The sequence below is a fragment of the Bradyrhizobium sp. HKCCYLS1011 genome (assembly GCF_051167795.1).
GTDB lineage: Bacteria > Pseudomonadota > Alphaproteobacteria > Rhizobiales > Xanthobacteraceae > Bradyrhizobium.
In genome coordinates this window covers 45,519-65,525 of record NZ_JBNPTT010000002.1, presented here as the reverse complement: position 1 = coordinate 65,525, position 20,007 = coordinate 45,519, and the positions used below count along the sequence as shown (strand labels likewise).

The window sequence follows — 20,007 nt, the reverse complement described above, 5'->3', positions numbered from 1 at the left end:
GATCATCCCGTCACGCCACGCGCGCACCGCGATCGGCCGCATCCGCACCGCATTGCGCATTCAGCAGCGCAACGATCTCGGCGTTGGGCCGCGGCCGGCTGAACAGATAACCCTGCCCTTCGTGGCAACCCTCTCCGCGCAGGCATCGCAGCTCGGCCTCGGTTTCCACGCCCTCCGCCGTGATGATGACGCCAAGACCCCTGCCGAGGCTGACGATGGAACGAACGATCGCCTGCGCCTCGCGGTTGGCCGCAAGATCGCGGATGAAGGACTGATCGATCTTGATCTTGTCGAACGGAAAGCTGCGCAGATAGCTCAAGCTGGAATAGCCGGTGCCGAAATCATCCATCGAGATGCGGACCCCGAGCGCGCGTAGCGCATGCAAGGTCGCGAGCACCTGGCCGCTTTTTTCCAGCACCAGGGTTTCGGTGATCTCGAGCTCGAGCCGGGTCGGCGGCAGGCCGGACTGCTTCAGCACGTCCATGACCTGCGACAGCACGTTGCTGACCCGGAACTGCAGCGGTGACAGATTGACCGCGACTCGGACGTCGTCGGGCCAAGCCGCCGCATCGTGACAGGCCTGGCGCAGCATCAGCCGCCCGAGCGCGGAGATCAGCCCGGTCTCCTCGGCGATCGGGATGAATTCTGAGGGCGGGATCATGCCGCGCTCCGGATGCGGCCAGCGCGCCAGCGCTTCAAAGCCGGTGATGCGCCCGGTCGAGAGGTCGATCAGCGGCTGATAGTATGGTTGCAGCGCTTCGCGCCGGATCGCCTCACGCAGCTCGATTTCCATCCTGCGCCGGCTCTGGGCACGCGCATCCATCCCCGCCTCGAAAAAGCTGAACGTGCCGCGCGTCTCGGTCTTGGCGCGGGACAGCGCCATATCGGCATTCTTCAACAGCTTCTCGGCATCGTCGCCGTCGATCGGCGCCATGGCGATGCCGACGGTCGCGCCGATGACGATGGAATGACTATCGAGCAGATAGGTATCGGCGATCGCCTGCAACAGCCGCCGGCACAGCTGCGCCGCATCCTCCGGTCGTGCCAGACCGCCCTGGACCACCGCGAACTCGTCGGAATCCAGACGCGCCACGATGTCCTCCTCGCGCAGGACCGAGCGCAACCGTTTGGCCACGCCGCGCAGAAGCTTGTCGCCGACACCATGGCCGAGTGCGTCGTTGATCGATTTGAAATTGTCGAGCCCGAGCACCAGCACCGCCATCTTGTCGGAACCGCGCCGCATGTGCACCAGCATCTCGTCCATCTGCTGGCGCAGCAGGTTGCGATTGGGCAGGCCGGTCAGTGCGTCGTGCTGGGCCAGGAACGCCAGCCGCGCCTCCGCACGTTTGCGTTCGGTGATGTCCATCAGCGCCAGCAGCACCGCGGGTTTCTCTTCATAGGCGAGGTGACGCGAATAGATGGCGAGATCGATCAGGGTGCCATCGGCGCGAACGTGCTTCCAGGTCCGGGCCGCCTGCTCCTCGCTCTCGCGCTCGTCGGCCCAGGGCGGATCGCTGTCGAACGCCTGCAGGCTGCGGATGCTGAGTTGCTTGAACTCGGCCCGGCTGTAGCCATAGTGCCCGGCGGCCGCATCGTTGACCCCAAGGATCTTTCCGTCGTCCAGCGCACAGACGATCATCGGCACCGGATTGCTGTCGAACAAGAGGCGAAAGGATTCCTCGCGCTGCTTTCGTGCGGTGATGTCGACGCGCAGCCCGATGAGGCCGCCATCGTCGGTGAGACGCTCCTCGATCAGGATGACGCGGCCGTCTGACAGCTTCTGCTCATGAGATCCGCTCGGATGGAAGAGCTTGGCGAGTCGCTCGGCGATCCATTCCTCCTCCCGCCCGATCGCTTCGGGATAGTCACCGCGCGCGACGCCGATCCGGATCGTATCCTGCAGGCGCGCCCCCGGCACAAACTGGTCGGAACTGCGATTGTAGATCTCGGCGTATTTCTTGTTCCAGAGGATGTAGCGTCCTTCTGAATCCAGGAAGACGATGCCCTGAGGCAGAATGTCGATCGCCTCCACCAAGCGCTCGTGTGCCTTCTGTGCCTCGGCTATGGCCGTCGCGGCCTCGGCCCGGGTGCGGGTGATCTCATCGGCATTGGACGGGAGCGAGGTCTGGGACGCTGGCAGCCGAGGACGAGGCTTTGTGGGACGGAACGCTGCGCGAACCTTGGGCACGCGCATCAGTTTCTTTCGCTTGCTTGGCCGAACGGGCCGCATTGACGCCTCACTTACCTGTCTCGACCGCGATTTGTCGGCCAAGTCTCTGAAAAAATGGTATCTTGATCCGCGGACTGAGGTGGTGCGCAACCTATGGGCGTTACTTCGGAGGGATGTGAGCGCGCGGCACGAATCAGGTGCAACCGCGATAAATCACATCTAAAAATTGCATAATGAAACGCCGGGTGGCAAAAATCCCGTATGCCGTGTAGCGAGGCGGATGAACACGACCTCTGCCACAGCCGTTACGCGTATTCCCGGCACATGCAAGAAAATGGGCTTATTCCTGGTTTAAGGTTGCCAGGCGCTTAAATCGAGGGCCGCAGCTTTTGCGATGGATGCGAAATGGCTCGCCTGCCGCCCGATCGAGCGCGTTCACCAATTGTCGTCAGAAACGCGAGTCCGGTGACGTAGCCGACAAGACGCTGGGTTCGCTTGGGCGAGGGTTGCAGCCCGTGTTATCTTACAGGAGATAGAGTGACCCGATGCAAGCTCGCCCTCCTCTGATCGCGCTTTTCCTCGTCATCAGCGCCCTGAATGCGTCGCCTGTGCTGGCGCAGGACAAGGGCAGCATCGATCCGCCGCCGCTGCCACCGCTGGCGCAACCGGACGATCCCGACACGCCTGCGAAGGAACTGTTCGCGCGCAAACTGCTGCCTGCGGCGCTGCCGACCAAGGTGATCGGCACTTACAACCGGGGCTGTATTGCCGGAGCCGAGCCGATGCCGATCAACGGCGACACATGGCAGGTCATGCGGCTATCGCGCAATCGCAACTGGGGGCACCCGCAACTGATTGCGCTATTGAAGCGGCTGGCGGCCAAAGCGCACAAGGACGCCGGCTGGCCCGGCATTCTGGTCGGCGACATCGGCCAGCCGCGCGGCGGGCCAGCCCTGAGCGGCCATGCCAGCCATCAGATCGGGCTGGATGCCGACATCTGGCTGACTCCGATGCCCGATCACCGGCTGTCGCGCAACGAGCGCGAGGAGATGTCGGCTGTCATGATGGTGCGCGAGGACCGGCTGGACGTCGATCCGCGCGTGTTCACGCCCGGACATCTTGCCGTGATCCGCGACGCAGCCAAAGAACCGGCAGTGCAGCGCATCTTCGTCAATGCCGCGATCAAGAAGGCGCTGTGCCGACAGGCCAAGGGCGACCGCAGCTGGCTCACCAAGGTGCGCCCCTGGTGGGGCCACGACTATCATTTCCATATCCGGATGACCTGTCCGGAGGGTGATGCGGAGTGCCATGGCCAGCGCGACCAGGAGGGCGGCGACGGGTGCAGCCACGCCGATCTGTCCTACTGGTTTCAGGACTCCGTGCTGCATCCGCCGCCGAAGGAGCCGCCCAAGCCGGTGCCGCCGATCACGATGGCGCAATTGCCGTCGGAGTGTCGCGCCGTGTTGCTTGCACCGGACGCAAAGATCGATGCCGGACTCGCTAACAGGATTGGGATCACCTCGTCCGGCAAAATCCGCTAGTCTCATCGGCGCGCCGTAAGCGCTTCCATCACCCGGGATGACAGTCCCGCCCGCTGTTCTCAATCGAAAGCCCTCGCCTGCCGCGCGGCGGGTTGCTTGGTGTTGTCATGGTCTCACTGCCTTCACGTGCCTCCCTCACGCTCATCTTCGTCCTGATCGGTCCGTTGGCCGCGCTCGCCCAGGAGCCGAGCGGCTGCGACAAGTTCAAATGGCCGATCGATCGCGAACGCAGCGCGCTCACGGCGCCCGACCGAATCAAGCTCGTGTCGGGAGGCGAGCTGGCCACCATGCCAACATCGGGTCTGACGCTTGGCCTGGTTACGCCTGCGGAGGCAAAACTGCCCTCGCCGCCCGAGCGCGCGCCGAAGGAGGGCACCTTTGCCGGTTTTGCGAAAATCACGACCGCACCGAAGGCCGGCGTCTACACCATCAGCCTCTCGACCGGAGGCTGGATCGATGTGGTGCAGAACGGCCATCTCCTGAAGCCGATTGCCTTCAGCGGCGCCACCGACTGCGACGGCATCCGCAAGACCATGAAATACGAACTCGCAGCCCACCCCTTCGTGCTCCAGATCAGCGGCACCAAGGAGCAGGCGATTTCGATCGCGATCCTGCCGGCGGAGTGAAATAGGCCGCCCCTCATTGCGAGCAAAGCAAAGCAATCCAGGGCAACAAGGAAGTCTGGATTGCTTTGTCGCAGAGCCGGTCGTCGGATCGCGCTTCGCGCGGACCCGTTGGCTCCCCGCAATGACGGACTTTCAGACTCCCGCCACCGAAGCCCAGACATCCGCGAGCTTGCGCTTGAGCTGCTCGGACCGCGTCAGTACTGGTGCGACCTCTTCTTCCTCCGGCAGGCGCAGACCGACGACATTGACCCGCCCGCCGGAGATCGAGCGCGCCACCAGCACGATCGTGTCGAGCGTAAGCGTCGCCCCCTCCTTCGGCGCATTGTCGAGATGGACGTCGAAATAGTCGGCCAGCGTCAACTTGGCCTCGCCCTCTTCCACCTTGACGCCGTAGATCTCGGTGAGCTCTTCGAGCGTATGCTCGCCTGACACCATGAAATCGCCGAGCAAATGCGGATCCGGCGCGGAGGACGGCGCCATATCGACGAAGAAGCGGTCCAACGACTCGGCCTTCTCCGGCGGCGCCAGCAGATAAAGATAGTCGCCGGGCGCGATCGGCTCCGCCTCCGCGGGCGACAGGATCTGTTGATTGCGGATCACCAGCGTCGGCTTCGACCAGGACGGAATGAGACCGCGGCGATAGAATAGGCTCTTTGACCGGATCGAATAGCCGACCAGCTGCTGCTCGAGCTGGCCCGGCAGATCGAGCTCGACGCGGCGGGGGCCGCGATCGGTGCGCGGCAGCGCCACGTGCAGCCGGCGCGCCGCCGTGCCGAGCGTCCAGCCCTGGGCAATCAGCGAGATGATGACGACGACGAAGGCGACGTCGAAATAGAGATAGGCCTTCGACAGGCCGACCAGCATCGGGATCGAGGCCAGGAAGATTGCGACCGCGCCGCGCAGGCCTGTCCAGGCGATGAAGACCTTTTCCCGCCAGTTGAAGCGGAACGGCGCCAGACACGCGAACACCGCAAGCGGCCGCGCCACGAACATCAGCACCAGCGCGACCGCCACCGCAGGCACGACGCTGTCGACCAGCCGCTGCGGCGACACCAGAAGTCCGAGCAGCACGAACATGACGATCTGGGCGAGCCAGGTCGCAGCATCGAGGAACGTCACGACGGTGTTGTGCGCCCGTGTCGGCCGGTTGCCGATGATGATGCCGGCGAGATAAACGGCGAGAAAGCCGGAGGCGTGGGAAATCTGTGCCGCACCGAAGATGACCAGCGCAGCCGTGGCGACGAAGGGCGCGTGCAGCCCCTGCGGCAGCGCCACCTTGTTCAGCGCAATCACCACACAGCGTCCGCCGACGACGCCGAACACCGCCCCCAGAATCGCCTCCCGTGCAAGCTCGACTAGCGCATGATCGAACGAGCCGTGGCCGACCGAGATCAGTTCCACCAGTGTGAGTGTCAGGAACACCGCGAACGGATCGTTGCTGCCGGATTCCGCCTCCAGCGTGGCACCGACGCGCGGCCGCAGCCGCAGGCCCTGAGCATGCACCAGCAGAAACACGGCCGCCGCATCGGTCGATGCGATCACAGCGCCGACCAGCAGCGCCTCCGTCCAGTTGAGGTCGAGCGCGTATTTCGCGACCGGCGCGGTGACGAAGGCGGTCAGCAGCACGCCGACCGTCGCCAGCACCATCGACGGCGCCAGCACGGCGCGGATGCTTTGGAAGCGGGTCCGCAATCCGCCGTCGAACAGGATCAGCGCGAGCGCGACCGATCCCACCAGATAGGTGGTCCGTACATCCTGGAATTCGATATGCCCAGGGCCGGAATCGCCAGCCAGCATGCCGATGACCAGAAAGGCCAAAAGCAGCGGCGCGCCGAACCGCAGCGCAAGCAGGCTCGACAGGATGCCGGCCATGACAAGGACCGCGCCGAGAAGAATGGCAATGCTGACGGCGTCGAGAGAGGACATCAAAAGTGCAACTGAATCCGATCGTTACATCCTTATCGTCGCCATACTTGCGCGCCAACCGGATTTGCGCAAATCGCGGCGATATGTCCATTTTTCGGCTCTTGCGTGCATTCGCGGGTATATTGCTATTGCGGGCACCTCCGGTCCGCGCGCGACCCAATCCACCGAATTCCCGAATCAGGTCGATCCGGGCTCCATTCCAATTTGAGAATTCCGATGGACTTCGATCTCCAAGACGTTCTGACTGCGCTCCAGACGGTTGCCCGCTCGGTCGGCGCTGAAGTCACCTCGCCCTGGTTCTACCTGCAGTTCGGCTTGGTGCTGGCCGGCGCCGGAATCGCCTCGGTCGCCAGCGCCGCGATCCGCTCCCGCATCGATGTGAGCTCGCTGGCGATGCGCTGGCCCGGCCCGCTGCGACAGTTTCTGCGCGTTCTCGTCGAAAGCGTGACGACGGTCGTCTTCGTGATCCTGATGCGGATCGCGCGGACCGTGATGGTGCTGTGGACCTGGCCGAGCCGCAGCTATCTGCTCGCAATCGCCTTGAAGCTGGCAGTGGCCTGGCTGGTGATCCGCCTCGTCGCCTCGGTGATCCGCAACACCTTTCTGGTGCGCGTGGTGTCGATCTCGGCCTGGCTGGTCGCGGCGCTCAGCATCATCGGCCAGCTCGATGCCGTGCTCGATGCGCTCGACTCGGTGTCGGTGGTGCTGGGCGGCCTGCGGTTGACGCCGCTGCTGGTGATCAAGCTCGGCGTTCTCCTGATCGCGGCGTTGTGGCTGACCAACATCGCCAGCAATTTCGTCGAAGGCCGGATCACCCGCTCCACCGACCTCACGCCATCGATCCAGGTGCTCCTGATCAAGATGGTGCGCATGGGCCTGATGGTCCTCGCCATCACCATCGCGCTCAGTGCAGTCGGCATCAACCTGTCGGCGCTCGCGATCTTCTCGGGTGCGGCCGGCGTCGGCATCGGCTTCGGCCTGCAGAAGATCGTGGCCAATTTCATCAGCGGCATCATCCTGCTCGCCGACAAATCGGTGAAGCCCGGCGATCTCGTCACCATCGGCGACAGTTCCGGACGCATCAGCGCCATGAACACCCGCTACATTTCAGTGGCTGCAGGTGACGGCCGCGAATTCCTGATCCCCAATGAAGATCTCGTGACCCAGAAGGTGACCAATTGGACCTATACCGACAAGAACACGCTGGTGAAGGTCAATTTCGGCACCAATTACGACGCCGATCCCCGGCTGGTCTGCAAGCTCGCGGTCCAGATCGCCGCGAGCACGCAGCGCACCCTGAAGTCGAAATCGCCGAACTGCCTGCTCACTGAATTCACCGAAGCCGGCATGAAATTCTCGCTGACCGCCTGGATTTCCGATCCCGGCGACATGGACAGCGTCAAGAGCGAGATCATGCTGTCGCTCTGGGATGCCTTCAAGCGCGAGGGCATCCGCGTGCCATACCCAGTCCGCGAGATCCGCGTTCGCGGCGGCGCGCTCCCGGTGGAAACCACCGTAGAAGTGCCGACCGGCTGACCCGGTCCCGACCATCACGACCGTCGCAAGCACGCTTGCACGGGACGCCACGATCATTAAATTAGGCCCTTAAACCTGTGATGTCCCGAGGAACAAACCGCGCCCATGAGCTACATCGAAGCGACCGATACCGCATTGCGTAAGACCGGCCAGATCAAGCTGCACGGCGCTGCCGGTTTTGCCGGGATGCGCAAGGCCGGCCGGCTGGTGTCCAAATGCCTCGATGAGCTCACCGACATCGTCAAGCCGGGCATCCCGACCTCGCGCATCGACGAATTCGTCCGCGACTTCGCCTTCAGCCATGGCGCCTATCCCGCCACGCTGATGTATCGCGGCTACCGCTATTCCACCTGCACCTCGATCAACCATGTGGTCTGCCATGGCATGCCCGGCGACCGCCCGATGAAGGAAGGCGACATCATCAATATCGACGTCACCTTCATCGTCGACGGCTGGTATGGCGACTCGAGCCGCATGTATGCGATCGGCGCCATCTCGCGCAAAGCGGAGCGGCTGATCGAGGTCACCTATGAATCGATGATGCGCGGTATCGCCGCGGTCCGCCCCGGTGCCACCACCGGCGACATCGGGCATGCGATCCAGAGCTTTGTCGAGCCGCAGGGCATGAGCGTGGTGCGCGATTTCTGCGGCCACGGTCTCGGCCGGCTGTTCCACGATGAGCCGAACATCATCCATGTCGGCCGGCCCGGCGAAGGCGTGTTGCTCAAGCCCGGCATGTTCTTCACGATCGAGCCGATGATCAATCTCGGCAAGCCGCATGTGAAGATCCTCTCGGACGGCTGGACCGCAGTGACCCGCGACCGCTCGCTCTCGGCGCAATTCGAGCACTCGGTTGGCGTGACCAATGACGGCGTCGAGATCTTCACGCTGTCCGAGCGCCATGGCGAGAAGCCGTTGGTCCAGGTCTGACCGGCCACACGGATTCGTCAAACCGCCGGTCCGATTGTTGCCATTCCGCGCTGCTGGAGTGTTGAAGCTCCATTGCCGAGGGAGGCACGCTTGAACGACGCAACACGCCGGAGATTTCTCGGCCTCGCCTCTGCCGGGGCAGCGAGCCTGCTGCCGTCCGCCCCCGGGCGCGCCGATGCGCCGGCTATGGCCGAGCCGGGCGCCGGCGACGCCTGCATCCTGACCCCGCAATCGGAAGAGGGCCCCTATTATCTCGATCCCAAGCTGGTGCGCGCCGATATTACCGAAGGTCGGCCCGGGGTGCCGCTGTCGTTTCGGTTGCGCGTGATCGAGGCCGGCGCCTGCACGCCGATCGCCGGCGCGCGGGTCGACATCTGGCACTGCGACGCGCGGGGACTTTATTCGGCCTTTCGCGACCAGGGCGACGGCCACAATATCGACCAGACCGGCAAGACATTTCTGCGCGGCACTCAGCGCGCCGATCAATCCGGCTGGGCTGCATTCAACACGATCTATCCCGGCTGGTATGCCGGCCGCGCCACCCATGTCCACTTCAAGGTGTTTCTCGAGGACAGGACGGTGTTGACCGGACAGACGTTCTTTCCGGAAGCATTGAACGAATTCATCTACAACAATGTCCCCGACTACACCGGACGGCCGAAACAGCGGCTGGTGATCAACGTCAATGACCGCGTGGCGACGGAGGCTGATCCGGACCACCGCGCCTACTGCGCAGTGAAAGAAGAGCGTGACCGCTATGTCGCGATGCTGACGCTCGCCGTCGACCGCAATGGCAAGCCAAACGCCGAGATCATGCCGAGCGGCCCGCCATCGCGCGCGCCGTGGATCAAGGATCGGCTGGCCGCCCTGGTGCCAGGATTGAAGCGCAGCCCATTCTGACGCACAATTCGGCCTCGGCGCGCCCGGACGTCGGAAGACAGATTCCTCTGTCAGTTCACATTGCGATGCCGCTCACGTGACAGAGTGACGCCTCGACTCGCCAGCCGGCGGCAATTGTGTAGTTGCCCCGCGGGTCGTTGGAGCGCCACATTCTGCCCGTCGCCGGTTACAGCAGTAGCTATCCGCCCCCCGATCGAAATTCTTCGGTAGCCCGAATTGCCGAGCTTCGTGGCACTCGGGCCACGTGCGTTCTGCGTTTCGGGCGCAGCACGTTGCACGGGATCATCCGCCTGGCAATCACGGAGCCGATCCATCGTGCCGTACAATTTCCTGCTCATATCCTGGGGAACTTCAGGCAACCTGAATCCGCTGCTTACCGCCGGCCGTCAGCTCCGCCAGCACGGTCATGATGTAAGGGTCATGGCCGATCCCGCGATGCGCGACGAGGTCGTGGCCGCCGGTTTTGATTTCGTGACTTGGCGTCGAGGGCCCACCGGGCTTGCGGCCGATCCCACCGATTTCAGCGACATGGCGGATTGGCTTCGCCGCGCGCTGTTCAATCCCGCCGCCGCCTATGCCGCCGACGTCAGAGACGAACTCAGCAGATCTGCGACCGACGCCGTGCTCTGCCTCGACGTTCTGTTCGGTGCAGTGATCGGCGCCGATGCAGCCGGCGTCCCGGTCGCGATGCTGTCGCCTCACATCAGCATTCGCCCCCTGGCAGGCGTGCCGACCGCCACCAGCGGCCTTCAGGCGCCGAGAACGGCCGCACAGCGGGCCGAGGTCCAGGCGGCCAATGAGCAATTCGCGAACTTCATGAACGGCTTCCTGCCGGAGCTGAACGCAGCCTGCGCCAGGCTCGGCGTGCCCGGCGTGTCGCATGTGCTGGACATCTTCGACCGGCCCGCGCGGGTGTTGATGGGCGTGAGCGAGGCCTTCGATTTCAAAGCCGATTGGCTGCCGGACAATGTTCGCTATATCGGGCCGCTGCTCGACCAGCCGAGCTGGTCCGAGCCGTGGCAGGCACCATGGCGATCTGAGCGACCGCGGGTGTTGGTGGCGTGCAGCACCGGCGCACAGGGTCAGGGCGAACTGGTTCAACGCGTCCTCGACGCGGTGAGCGCGCTCGACATTGAGGTTGTCGCCACCGCCGGCCCCAATCTGGCGGTCCACACGCTCAGCGCTCCGGACAATGTGCATCTGTTGCGCAGCGCTCCTCACAACGCCGTCATGCCCGAGGTCTCGGCTGTGATCACTCAAGGTGGACATGGCACCGTCAACCGCGCCCTGATCAATGGGCGGCCGCTGCTGGTGCTCCCGATGGGCCGCGACCAGGGCGGCAATGCCGCCCGTATCGAAGCCAATGGCGCCGGTCTTCGGCTGCCGCCGACCGCCTCGGCGGCGGAGATTGCCACCGCGGTCAGCCGCCTGATCGAGGAGCCGCACTTCCGCGCAGCCGCAACCCAGCTGGGCAACGCCATCAAGGCCGACATCGATGACGGCCGACTGGTGCAGGAGATGATGGCGGTCGTGCAAGCGCAGGCGGGGCAGCGATCGGCAGCAGCCCGCACCAGACGCGGCGAGAGCCGTCGCGTCGCGTTCTAGCGAACGAAATTGGCTTGGCGGGATCGGCCGAGGGCAAGCGCGCCACCTGCCCGCCATGACCAACACTTCCCGGTTGCAAAAACCGGTGATCACGGCACATTTGGGCCATGGATGACAAAAGCACCCAGCCCAAGACGCCGCCGGCGGCGCAGGAGCCGCCGCACTATCACGGCCACCGGCAGCGGCTGCGCGAGCGCTTCCATGCCGCGGGTCCCGACGCACTGAGCGACTATGAGCTGCTCGAGATGATCCTGTTCGCGGCGCAGCCGCGGCGCGACATGAAGCCGCTTGCAAAAGCGCTGTTGAAGAAGTTCGGCTCGTTCGCCGAGGTGATCCACGCACCCGAACTGCTGCTCCGCGAGGTCGACGGCGTCGGCGACGCCGTGGTCACCCAGCTCAAGCTGATCGCGGCCGCTGCAAGCCGGATCGCCAAGGGCGAGCTGAAGCAGCGTCACGCGCTGTCATCATGGCAGGACGTCATCACCTATTGCCGCACCAGCATGGCCTTTGCGGAGAAGGAGCAGTTCCGGCTCTTGTTTCTCGACAAGCGCAACCAGCTGATCGCCGACGAGGTGCAGCAGACGGGCACGGTCGATCATACCCCTGTCTATCCACGTGAGGTCATCAAGCGCGCGCTCGAACTTTCCGCGACCGCAATCATCCTGGTGCACAACCATCCCAGCGGCGATCCGAGCCCGTCGCAGGCCGACATCCGTATGACCAAGGCGATCGTCGACATTGCCAAGCCGCTCGGGATCACCGTGCACGACCACATCATCGTCGGCAAAAACGGACACGCGAGTCTGAAAGGCTTGCAGCTGATCTAGGATTGCAACGACGCGATCCGGTCGAGCTGTGCGAGGTCATGGAAGACGAGCATGCCATCGCTGAGCGTGAGCAGGCCTCGATCGCGAAACGAGGTCAGCACCCGACTGACATGAACGGGCGTAAGCCCCACCGCGTCCGCTACATGCTGCTGCCGCAGCGGAAATGGATATCGTCGGTCGACGGCCAGAGCCTGCTGACTCACCCGTCGCATTAGGCTGAGCAGCAGATGCGCGATGCGCCCCTCCGCGGCATGCTGACCAAGGACGGTTACAAGCTCGTAGGCGGTGCGGACATCCTCCGTAAGCATTTGGAGCAGCGTCTGCGCCGCGATCTCATAAGAACGGCATTTTTCGCGCAGTTCTCCTGCCGAGAAGCTGCACAGCTGGATGTCTGTCAAGGCCTTCGCGGAGTAGCTCGGGTGGGACGCCTCCGCCTGCGAAAGCAAAGTCTCGCTGAAAACGACGTCGCCGGGGAACAGAAACTTGAGGATCTGTCTGCCACCGTTTGAGAGCTGGACGTGGCGGAATGCCCATCCGCTACAGAGCACGAGCAATTCGTCTCCTGATTTGCTGCGGGGCCGGATTTCGCGTCCAGCAGCGACTGTGAAGAAGATCTGACCAAGTGCGCTCAAGTCGCCTTGGTTACTACAAGTGGAAAAGAGAGCTCCGCAAAATCCAACGTCGTTACAAGGACAGCCGACGCATCTCGGCGACAGCATTTTATGTGATCGTGCGGTCACCACTCATACGGTTCCATGAGCGTGCCGCTTCGTATGACGATCGACACGCCATCAATCTAAGCCCAATGGATTTCGATAACAATTATCAACGTCACCCTGCGAAACGTTAAGAACGCTCCGTTACATATGACGCCAACAGTTTAAGTCAATTGCCAGAGATTCTTCGCGGCAAGGCATCTGCACTTCATGAACAGCAGTCGCTCCGTGGCTTGATTGGCGCGAGACGCCGGCGGGTTCAAAAGCACGATCGCACCACGTGTCGACACAGTCAGGGTCAGTCCGACTGCAGTCTGGAGGACATTCTTGATGTTTGCCTTGAAGCCAAAGGGAGAGGCCGAAGCTCAGTTGTCGGCAATCGGTCGTTCGCAGGCCGTGATCGAGTTTGATTTGAGCGGTATGATCATAGCCGCCAACAAGAACTTCCTTGATGCATTCGGGTACCGCTTGGAGGACGTAAAGGGCAAGCACCATTCCATGTTTGTGCCCGTCGACGACCGCGATACGCCCGAGTATCGCGCGCTCTGGGCGTCCTTGAATCGGGGTGAGTTTCGCGCTGGCGAGTTCCGCCGACTCGGCAAAGACGGCAGAGAAGTCTGGATCGAGGCCTCTTACAATCCAGTGCTGGACAGCAGCGGCAAGCCGTTCAAGGTGGTCAAGCTCGCCACGGATATAAGCGCGAAGAAGCTGCAGAATCTAAAGGACACGGGAAAGATCGCCGCGATCGACCGTTCGCAAGCGGTGATCGAATTCAACATGGACGGCACGATCGTCACGGCGAACGACAATTTCCTGAACACGATGGGCTACGCCTTGCACGAAATTGTAGGCAAGCATCACGTCATGTTCGTCGACCCCTCCGAACGCAGCAGCGCCGCGTACCGGGAATTCTGGGCCGCGTTGAATCGCGGGGAATATCAGACTGCCGAGTACAAACGGATCGGCAAGGGCGGCAAGGAGGTCTGGATTCTCGCCTCCTACAATCCGGTCCTGGACGAGAAGGGCAAGCCGTTCGCCGTGGTGAAGTTCGCCACCGACGTCACCGCGCAAAAGCTGAAGAACGCCGATCTCGCGGGCCAGATCGATGCCATCGGCAAGTCGCAGGCCGTGATCGAGTTCAACATGGACGGAACGATCATCACGGCGAACGCAAACTTCCTGAACACGCTGGGCTACGCCCTGAATGAGATTCAGGGCAAGCATCACAGCATGTTTGTCGAGCCGGCGGAGCGCGACGGCTCGGCCTATCGCGAGTTCTGGGCCCGGCTCGATCGCGGGGAATATCAGGCGGCCGAATACAAACGGATCGGAAAGGGCGGCAAGGAGGTCTACATCCAGGCCTCCTACAATCCTATTCTCGATCTGAACGGCAAGCCGTTCAAGGTCGTGAAATATGCCACCGATGTCACCAGGCAGGTTCTGGTCCGGATGGGCAACGAACGCGTCCGCAGCATGATGGATTCGGTTGCGGCCGGCGCCGAGGAGCTCAACACGTCCGTGCGGGAAATCTCCGAAGCCATGACCAAGTCACGGGAGACGGCCTCCGGGGCCGTCGAACGCGTCGCCTCGGCAGATGCGCGGGCACAACGGCTTTCCGAAGCCGCTCAGGCGATGAGCGGCATCGTCGACCTCATCAACAACATCACCGGCCAGATCAACCTGCTTGCGCTCAACGCCACGATCGAGTCGGCCCGTGCGGGCGAGGCCGGACGGGGCTTTGCGGTGGTTGCCTCGGAGGTCAAGAGCCTCGCCAACCAGGCCAAGCAGGCCACCGACAAGATCGGCCAGGAGATCGGAAGCCTCAACGTCATATCAGGCGACGTGGTCACCGCTCTCGGTGAGATCAAGCAGGCCATCGATCATGTGAGCGAGTACGTCACCTCGACCGCCGCTGCGGTGGAAGAACAGAGTACGGTCACCAGCGAGATGTCCACCAGCATGCAACGCGCTGCGGCGGAGGCTGCCAAGATCGCAGCCGGTTGACGATCCGTCGCAGGCCGCATTGCACGGGCCGTCATCGCGATCAACTCGCAATTGCAGAACGACTCCAATCCGCGCCCGGTCCGACAGGTCAGTTGTCAGCGGCGCGCATCGCCGCTATACAATTTGAAGATGTATTTATGAATTTTGTCCGGCGGCGACGCGCCCCGTGGATTGACGTGCGCGCCCGAAGACGAGGTATTTGCCATGCGCCGCAGCGCTTCATTTGACGCTTTCGCTTTCTCGGCCCTGATCTTATCCAGCCTGTCAGTATTTGCGGGGCCGCTGCTCGCCGGCGAGCTACCTGCACCGCCCGTCCTTGCGGCCAAGAAGGGGCCGCTCGAGATCCTGCTGGTTGCGCGCGAGCAGCAGTTGAAGGAGTTGCCGGGTTCTCCGGTCGGCTGGGTCTACGAAGCGTGCCTGCAAAAGGACGCCGGGAAAAATGCTCGGCGGTGCCCCGGTCCGAACGTCACCAGTGACAATCGAACGACGTGCCCGACTGCCGCCGATGCTGCGGTCAGTCCTTACGGCGGTGTCCGGTTGCAGCTTGCGCGAACGCAGCGGCTGAAAATCCGCTTCGTGAATTGCTTGCCGGCGGTCACGAACAACGTGCCTCCCGGCGAGTTCAAGCATGTCGGTGAGAACGGCGAGACTTTGTTGCAATACAATCCGACCAATCTGCATACCCATGGGCTCATCGTCGAGCCACGTCGGGCTGACGATCCGGGTGACAGCTACGGCGATTATATCTTCGTGCTCGGAATCAATCCGGCCAATCACCCGCCGCGCGAACTCGCCCACAGGGCGGCCGCATCAGACGCGTCAATGCATCATGGCGGCGACCATGCCAGCCAATTCGACATCACCCCGGACGGCGTGATCAATTACGACATCGACCTCATCAACCATCCCGAGGGCTTGTTCTGGTTTCATCCGCATGCCCATGGACTGGCGCTCAACCAGATCACAGCCGGCCTTGCCGGCATCATCACGGTCGGCGATATCTCGCAATATCGCTGCGGCGCCAAGCCCTGCGACGCGGACAAGGTGAAGGTTCGCCATCTGGTGTTCAAGGATACCCAGCTCCGCGCCGACGGCACGTTGAAGCTGCAGGAAGACACGCAGTTCTGTGGCAGCCTCGATCCGCAGTCCACCGCGGTGCTCGGCAAGGGCTTCTGCAGTGGCGCCCAGCAGCCGACCGATTATAGCGGCGGCAAATGGTTCTTCACGATCAACGGTGCCATCGATCCCACGCTGTCGGTCGACCCGTCCGGCGAGATCTGGCGGATCGCAAATACATCGGGCAGCGCAACCTATCTGCTTGGATTGCAGGATGACGCCAGCAGTCGCGACCTTCAGTTTCAGATCCTGTCGATCGACGGCGTCAGCACCGATATCAGCCCGCAGATGCCGGCCGCGCGGCTGCAGTCGCTGTTTGCCGGCAAGCTGAGGATCGCCGAATGCAGCACGTCGGCTGAGACGCCGACGGTCGGCACGCAGAGCAAGCCGGTGTGTGCCGATCGGATCCGAATGATGCCGAGCTCGCGGGTCGATGTGTGGGTCTCGCGCAAGAGCACGGGTATCGGCACCGGGACAGCCAGCGCGGCCTTGCGGACATTCAACTTCAATACCGGCGACAAGGGCGACACCTGGCCCGGTGTCGAGCTCGCCCATGTTGATTTTGCGCCGGCCATGGCCAGCAAAAGCCCCTCGCCCTATCTCGGGATCGAGGGACAGGCAAAGACGATGTTTGCCCCCGCAGGCGCGTTGGGACAGACCGCGAAGACCCGCGTCAGCGGGATCGAGGAGCCGATGCCGATTTCACATCTGGCTGAGCCACCCGGCGGCACGTCACAGAAGGCGGCGTTCGCAGCACGCCTGGCCGAACTCAGCATGCCCCGAAAATATGGACCATGTTCGGCCCTTGCAGCCGATCGGGTGCGGCAAGTGGTGTTCGGGCTCCCGAACGAAGATCCGAACAGCGCGTCCTTTGGATTGGGCTATCGCGAGGCCGCGAAAGATCAGCCGTTGGCGCCGCCGGCCGACGATCTCAAGATCAAGGTGTTCGATCACGCCGCGCCTCCGACCGTGTGCCTGCCGCTGGGAGACCACGGCAAGGGCGTGACCGAGCGTTGGGAGCTCATCAATATCGCCGGCGAGGATCATAATTTCCACGTCCACCAGAGCCGCTTCGCCGTGATCGCAACGCAGCCGCCGGGCCAGACTGATCAGCCCGCAAACTCTGGCGCGTCCCCATCTGCCGGGCCGGCGGTCCTGCACGACAATGTCCCGCTGCCGAGCGGCGCCGGCTGCGACGGCACCGTCAAGGCCTGGAAGGAGGGCAGCTGCCGGCCGAGCCGCGTGATCGTCGAGATCACCTTCAAAGAGGCTGGCGACTTCGTCTTCCACTGCCACATTCTCGAGCATGAGGATGGGGGCATGATGGCCAAGATCAGCGTCGTGCCGCCATCGCACTGAAGCGCGCGGCCGAAGACGGAGTCAGCGCGAGCGATTTGAACCAGGCACGCTCCTGCCGCAACCTAGCTTCCGTGGCGCGAATCGCGCACGGAGATCTCGGATGCAAGTTAAGTTGATCGGTCTGGCCTTGATCCTGAACCTGGGTGCGGCACTCGCAGCAGTCTCGGCTTCGGCCGAGACCGCGAACCCGAACGACTGTCTTGGCGTCGACTGGGATGACAAGCGCCCGCTCACGGTGGCAAAGGTCATCGCGCAGCCGCGGGTCAACTTCATCAAGTCTCCTTATGACGACGACTTCAAGGCGACGACCTGCCCTGCCGCCACGGAGGCGTGCCGGAGGACGGCCTATCTCGTCACCAATGATCTCGTGCTGGTCGGCAAGACCTCCGGCGATTTCACCTGCGTCATCTATCAATCGCCAACAGCGAAAAAGCAGATCTGGGCCAGAGGCTGGCTGCCAAGCGCGGCGCTGAGCAGGGTCGAGCCGATGACCGCGCCGGCGCCGTCGGAGTGGCTCGGCAGTTGGGAGCACCCTGGCGGCGGCATGACGATCGCCAAGGGCGAGGGCGGCAAGTTGAAGATCGACGGCGAGCAGGTCGTGCCGGCCGGACGAGACTTCCACAACGGCGCCATCGAAGCGATCGCCACACCGAAAGACGGCACCATTGCGTTCGTAAACGACGGCAGCACACCGTTTGAGCGCCCCAACGAAGGGGACGAATGCCGCGTCCGCATGCAGCGGATCGGCCCCTGGCTACTGGTCGAGGACAATAATGATTGCGGCGGCTCCGGCGTCACCTTCAGCGGCCTCTATCACCGCAAATAGCCGCCCAGCCAGCACCTCTGAGAGCGGAGCGCTCCATCCGCTACAGGTGTAACCATCTCAGCCGCTCTCGTCATCACGTCGAAACTTCGCGTGCTCATCACCTTGAGCTTCGCAAGCGCCGTCGCGGTGCAGGCGCGACTTGAGGAGGACGAGATGGTTGCAGCACAGTCCATGACGGCGCGCAGGCTTGATGCGCGCGGATCGACCGAAACCACTTCCCACGACGCGGCGCAGCTGCTCGCAGCCATCCGCGATCTCGCACCAAGCTTCGCCGCACGCTCCGATGAAATCGAATCGGCACGTCGGGTTCCTGGCGACATCATCGACAGCCTCAGACGAATTGGCCTGTTCAAATCGCTGGTCCCGCGCAGCCATGGCGGCCTGGAGCTGAGCGTTCCCGACGTCGTCACTGCGATCGAGCTCCTATCGGCGGCGGACAGTTCGGTCGGCTGGGTTGCCATGATCGCCACAGGCTCGCAGCTGTTCTGCACGCGCCTTGCGCCGGAGATCTACGGCCGTGTCTTTGCGGACGGCGCCGATCCGATGGTGGTTGGCGTCGGGACGCCGGCGGGCCGCGCGGAAATGACGGACGGCGGGTTCCGCGTCAGTGGCCGCTGGCCTTTTTCCAGCGGCTGTCAGAATGCACAATGGATCGTCGGTCACTGCGTGATCACCCGAGATGGCGAGCCGGTCATGACCGATCATGGTCCGCTGACCCGATTCGTGATCCTGCCTGCAGAGCGCTGGCGGATCGAAGAGACGTGGCAGGCCTCGGGCTTGACCGGCACCGGCAGCCATCATGTCGTGCTCGAACATGCCCTGGTACCGGCTGAAATGGTCTTTGATGCGCTGACCGGGCCGTCGAATGTGGCCGGACCGTTCGAAGCTGCGCTGGCACCTTTCGTTTCCAGTCTGCACGGAGCGGTCGCTGTCGGCATCGCGTCCGCTGCTGTCGAGGATCTTGCCGCGCTTGCCAAACAGGGCCGGCGCCAGCTGTTCGCAAACGCCGACCTGAAAGATGCGCCTGTGTTCCAGCACGCCTTCGGCAGGCTCGGCGCATCACTGCGTGCGGCGCGGGCGTTGCTGCGGGTCCAGGTCGTCGATCAATGGGTCCGCGCGCTGGCGGGACAATTGGACGCCGAGGCCGACTTCGTGGAAGGCCTTCAGGGCAGCGCCTGGATCCACGCCACCTGCAGCGACGTCGTCAGCGGCTGTTACACGCTGGGAGGTGCGAGCGTCATTTTCAGCAGCTCACCCCTGCAGCGCCGTCTGCGCGACATCCACGCCGCGCGTCAGCACGTCTTCGCCCAGGAGCGATTCTATACGCAGGCCGGCGCGATTGCGCTCGGCTTCCCGCCGGTCAATCCGTTCTTCGGTCACTGATCTTGGGGCCACTGATTTTGGGTCACTGACCGCAGCAGGCGGAGCATGCGTTCGCGAGCTCCGCCTGACACACCTCACTCTGAGCCGCGAAAAATCAGACGCGCGAGGAGACTTGATCAGTAGCAGTAGCGCGGATGGACACGGACCCAGGCGCCGTCACCGCGCTGCAGATAGCAGCCATTGTGATAGTAGTAATAGCCGGCGCGACGGCGCTCGCCTTCCGCTGCAATCGCAGCTCCAGTGCCGGCGCCAAGCACGGCGCCGATGGCAGCGCCGCGGCCGCCGCCAAGAGCGCCACCGATGATTGCGCCGCCGGCGCCACCGAGGATGGCGCCTCCCAGCGCATCCTGTGCCGCGGCCTCATGAAGCGGCGCGGCGAGTGCGAGCCCCAGCACAGCCAGAGTCCCGAAGCGACTTGCGATTGATCGGATCATGTTACCCCTCCATTTTCATTCGGCTTGCGGCTTGCTACACTGCCCATGGCCGCGGTTCTTTGGCGCAGATCAAGGCAGGTTCAAGGCACCCGCCGCAAGCCGCGGCTC

Annotated in this window: 15 protein-coding genes; 11 read left to right on the top strand and 4 right to left on the bottom strand. The window is 63.4% G+C overall.

The genetic code is table 11. From position 1 onward, the window contains the following. Window positions 1-10: 10 nt before the first annotated feature. Window positions 11-2,194, bottom strand: coding sequence for an EAL domain-containing protein (locus tag ACQR1W_RS04935; protein ID WP_434849773.1), 2,184 nt, complete (start codon window positions 2,192-2,194; stop codon window positions 11-13). Window positions 2,195-2,715: 521 nt separating this feature from the next. Between ACQR1W_RS04935 and mepA the strand changes: the two genes are divergently transcribed. Together mepA and ACQR1W_RS04925 are read left to right on the top strand one after the other, a co-directional pair. After that, window positions 2,716-3,711 carry a penicillin-insensitive murein endopeptidase gene (gene mepA, locus ACQR1W_RS04930; RefSeq protein ID WP_434849772.1) on the top strand — a complete coding sequence of 332 codons (996 nt, stop codon included), beginning with the start codon at window positions 2,716-2,718 and terminating at the stop codon, window positions 3,709-3,711. A gap of 107 nt (window positions 3,712-3,818) precedes the next feature. After that, window positions 3,819-4,337, top strand: a complete 519-nt coding sequence (locus ACQR1W_RS04925; protein WP_434849771.1) for a hypothetical protein — start codon at window positions 3,819-3,821, stop codon at window positions 4,335-4,337. Window positions 4,338-4,469: 132 nt separating this feature from the next. Here ACQR1W_RS04925 and ACQR1W_RS04920 read toward each other — a convergent pair whose 3' ends face one another. Continuing rightward, on the bottom strand, window positions 4,470-6,263 hold the full coding sequence (locus tag ACQR1W_RS04920; protein WP_434849770.1) for a potassium/proton antiporter: 1,794 nt from the start codon (window positions 6,261-6,263) through the stop codon (window positions 4,470-4,472). A 216-nt stretch (window positions 6,264-6,479) separates the two neighbouring features. Between ACQR1W_RS04920 and ACQR1W_RS04915 the strand changes: the two genes are divergently transcribed. The 5 genes from ACQR1W_RS04915 to radC all read left to right on the top strand — a co-directional run bounded on the left by ACQR1W_RS04915 (window position 6,480) and on the right by radC (window position 12,061). Further along, entirely contained in the window at window positions 6,480-7,799 is a 1,320-nt protein-coding gene (locus tag ACQR1W_RS04915) for a mechanosensitive ion channel family protein (RefSeq protein ID WP_008969365.1), read from the top strand. Between the two features lie 105 nt (window positions 7,800-7,904). Then, entirely contained in the window at window positions 7,905-8,729 is an 825-nt protein-coding gene (gene map / locus ACQR1W_RS04910) for a type I methionyl aminopeptidase (RefSeq protein ID WP_008969366.1), read from the top strand. 90 nt (window positions 8,730-8,819) lie between these two features. Then, on the top strand, window positions 8,820-9,629 hold the full coding sequence (locus ACQR1W_RS04905) for an intradiol ring-cleavage dioxygenase (RefSeq protein WP_434849769.1): 810 nt from the start codon (window positions 8,820-8,822) through the stop codon (window positions 9,627-9,629). 420 nt (window positions 9,630-10,049) lie between these two features. Further along, entirely contained in the window at window positions 10,050-11,234 is a 1,185-nt protein-coding gene (locus ACQR1W_RS04900) for a glycosyltransferase (protein WP_434849768.1), read from the top strand. Window positions 11,235-11,341: 107 nt separating this feature from the next. Then, window positions 11,342-12,061 carry a RadC family protein gene (gene radC, locus ACQR1W_RS04895; RefSeq protein WP_434849767.1) on the top strand — a complete coding sequence of 240 codons (720 nt, stop codon included), beginning with the start codon at window positions 11,342-11,344 and terminating at the stop codon, window positions 12,059-12,061. Here the strand turns inward: radC and ACQR1W_RS04890 are convergent. After that, window positions 12,058-12,693 (bottom strand): Crp/Fnr family transcriptional regulator, encoded by a 636-nt coding sequence (locus ACQR1W_RS04890; protein WP_434849766.1) that lies wholly within the window; start codon window positions 12,691-12,693, stop codon window positions 12,058-12,060. The two genes, radC and ACQR1W_RS04890, sit on opposite strands and share 4 nt — an antisense overlap. A gap of 414 nt (window positions 12,694-13,107) precedes the next feature. On the opposite strand from ACQR1W_RS04890, the gene ACQR1W_RS04885 reads away from it, so the two are divergent. From ACQR1W_RS04885 to ACQR1W_RS04870, 4 genes are all read left to right on the top strand, one after another. Continuing rightward, on the top strand, window positions 13,108-14,781 hold the full coding sequence (locus tag ACQR1W_RS04885; protein ID WP_434849765.1) for a methyl-accepting chemotaxis protein: 1,674 nt from the start codon (window positions 13,108-13,110) through the stop codon (window positions 14,779-14,781). A gap of 204 nt (window positions 14,782-14,985) precedes the next feature. Then, on the top strand, window positions 14,986-17,256 hold the full coding sequence (locus tag ACQR1W_RS04880; protein WP_434849764.1) for a multicopper oxidase family protein: 2,271 nt from the start codon (window positions 14,986-14,988) through the stop codon (window positions 17,254-17,256). Between the two features lie 100 nt (window positions 17,257-17,356). Continuing rightward, complete coding sequence (locus ACQR1W_RS04875) at window positions 17,357-18,082, top strand: hypothetical protein (RefSeq protein WP_434849763.1); 726 nt, start codon at window positions 17,357-17,359, stop codon at window positions 18,080-18,082. A gap of 90 nt (window positions 18,083-18,172) precedes the next feature. Further along, window positions 18,173-19,465, top strand: a complete 1,293-nt coding sequence (locus ACQR1W_RS04870) for an acyl-CoA dehydrogenase family protein (RefSeq protein ID WP_434849762.1) — start codon at window positions 18,173-18,175, stop codon at window positions 19,463-19,465. A 116-nt stretch (window positions 19,466-19,581) separates the two neighbouring features. Here the strand turns inward: ACQR1W_RS04870 and ACQR1W_RS04865 are convergent, their stop codons facing one another. Then, window positions 19,582-19,899: a hypothetical protein gene (locus ACQR1W_RS04865; RefSeq protein WP_008969377.1), complete on the bottom strand. Its 318-nt coding sequence runs from the start codon at window positions 19,897-19,899 to the stop codon at window positions 19,582-19,584. Window positions 19,900-20,007 lie beyond the last annotated feature (108 nt).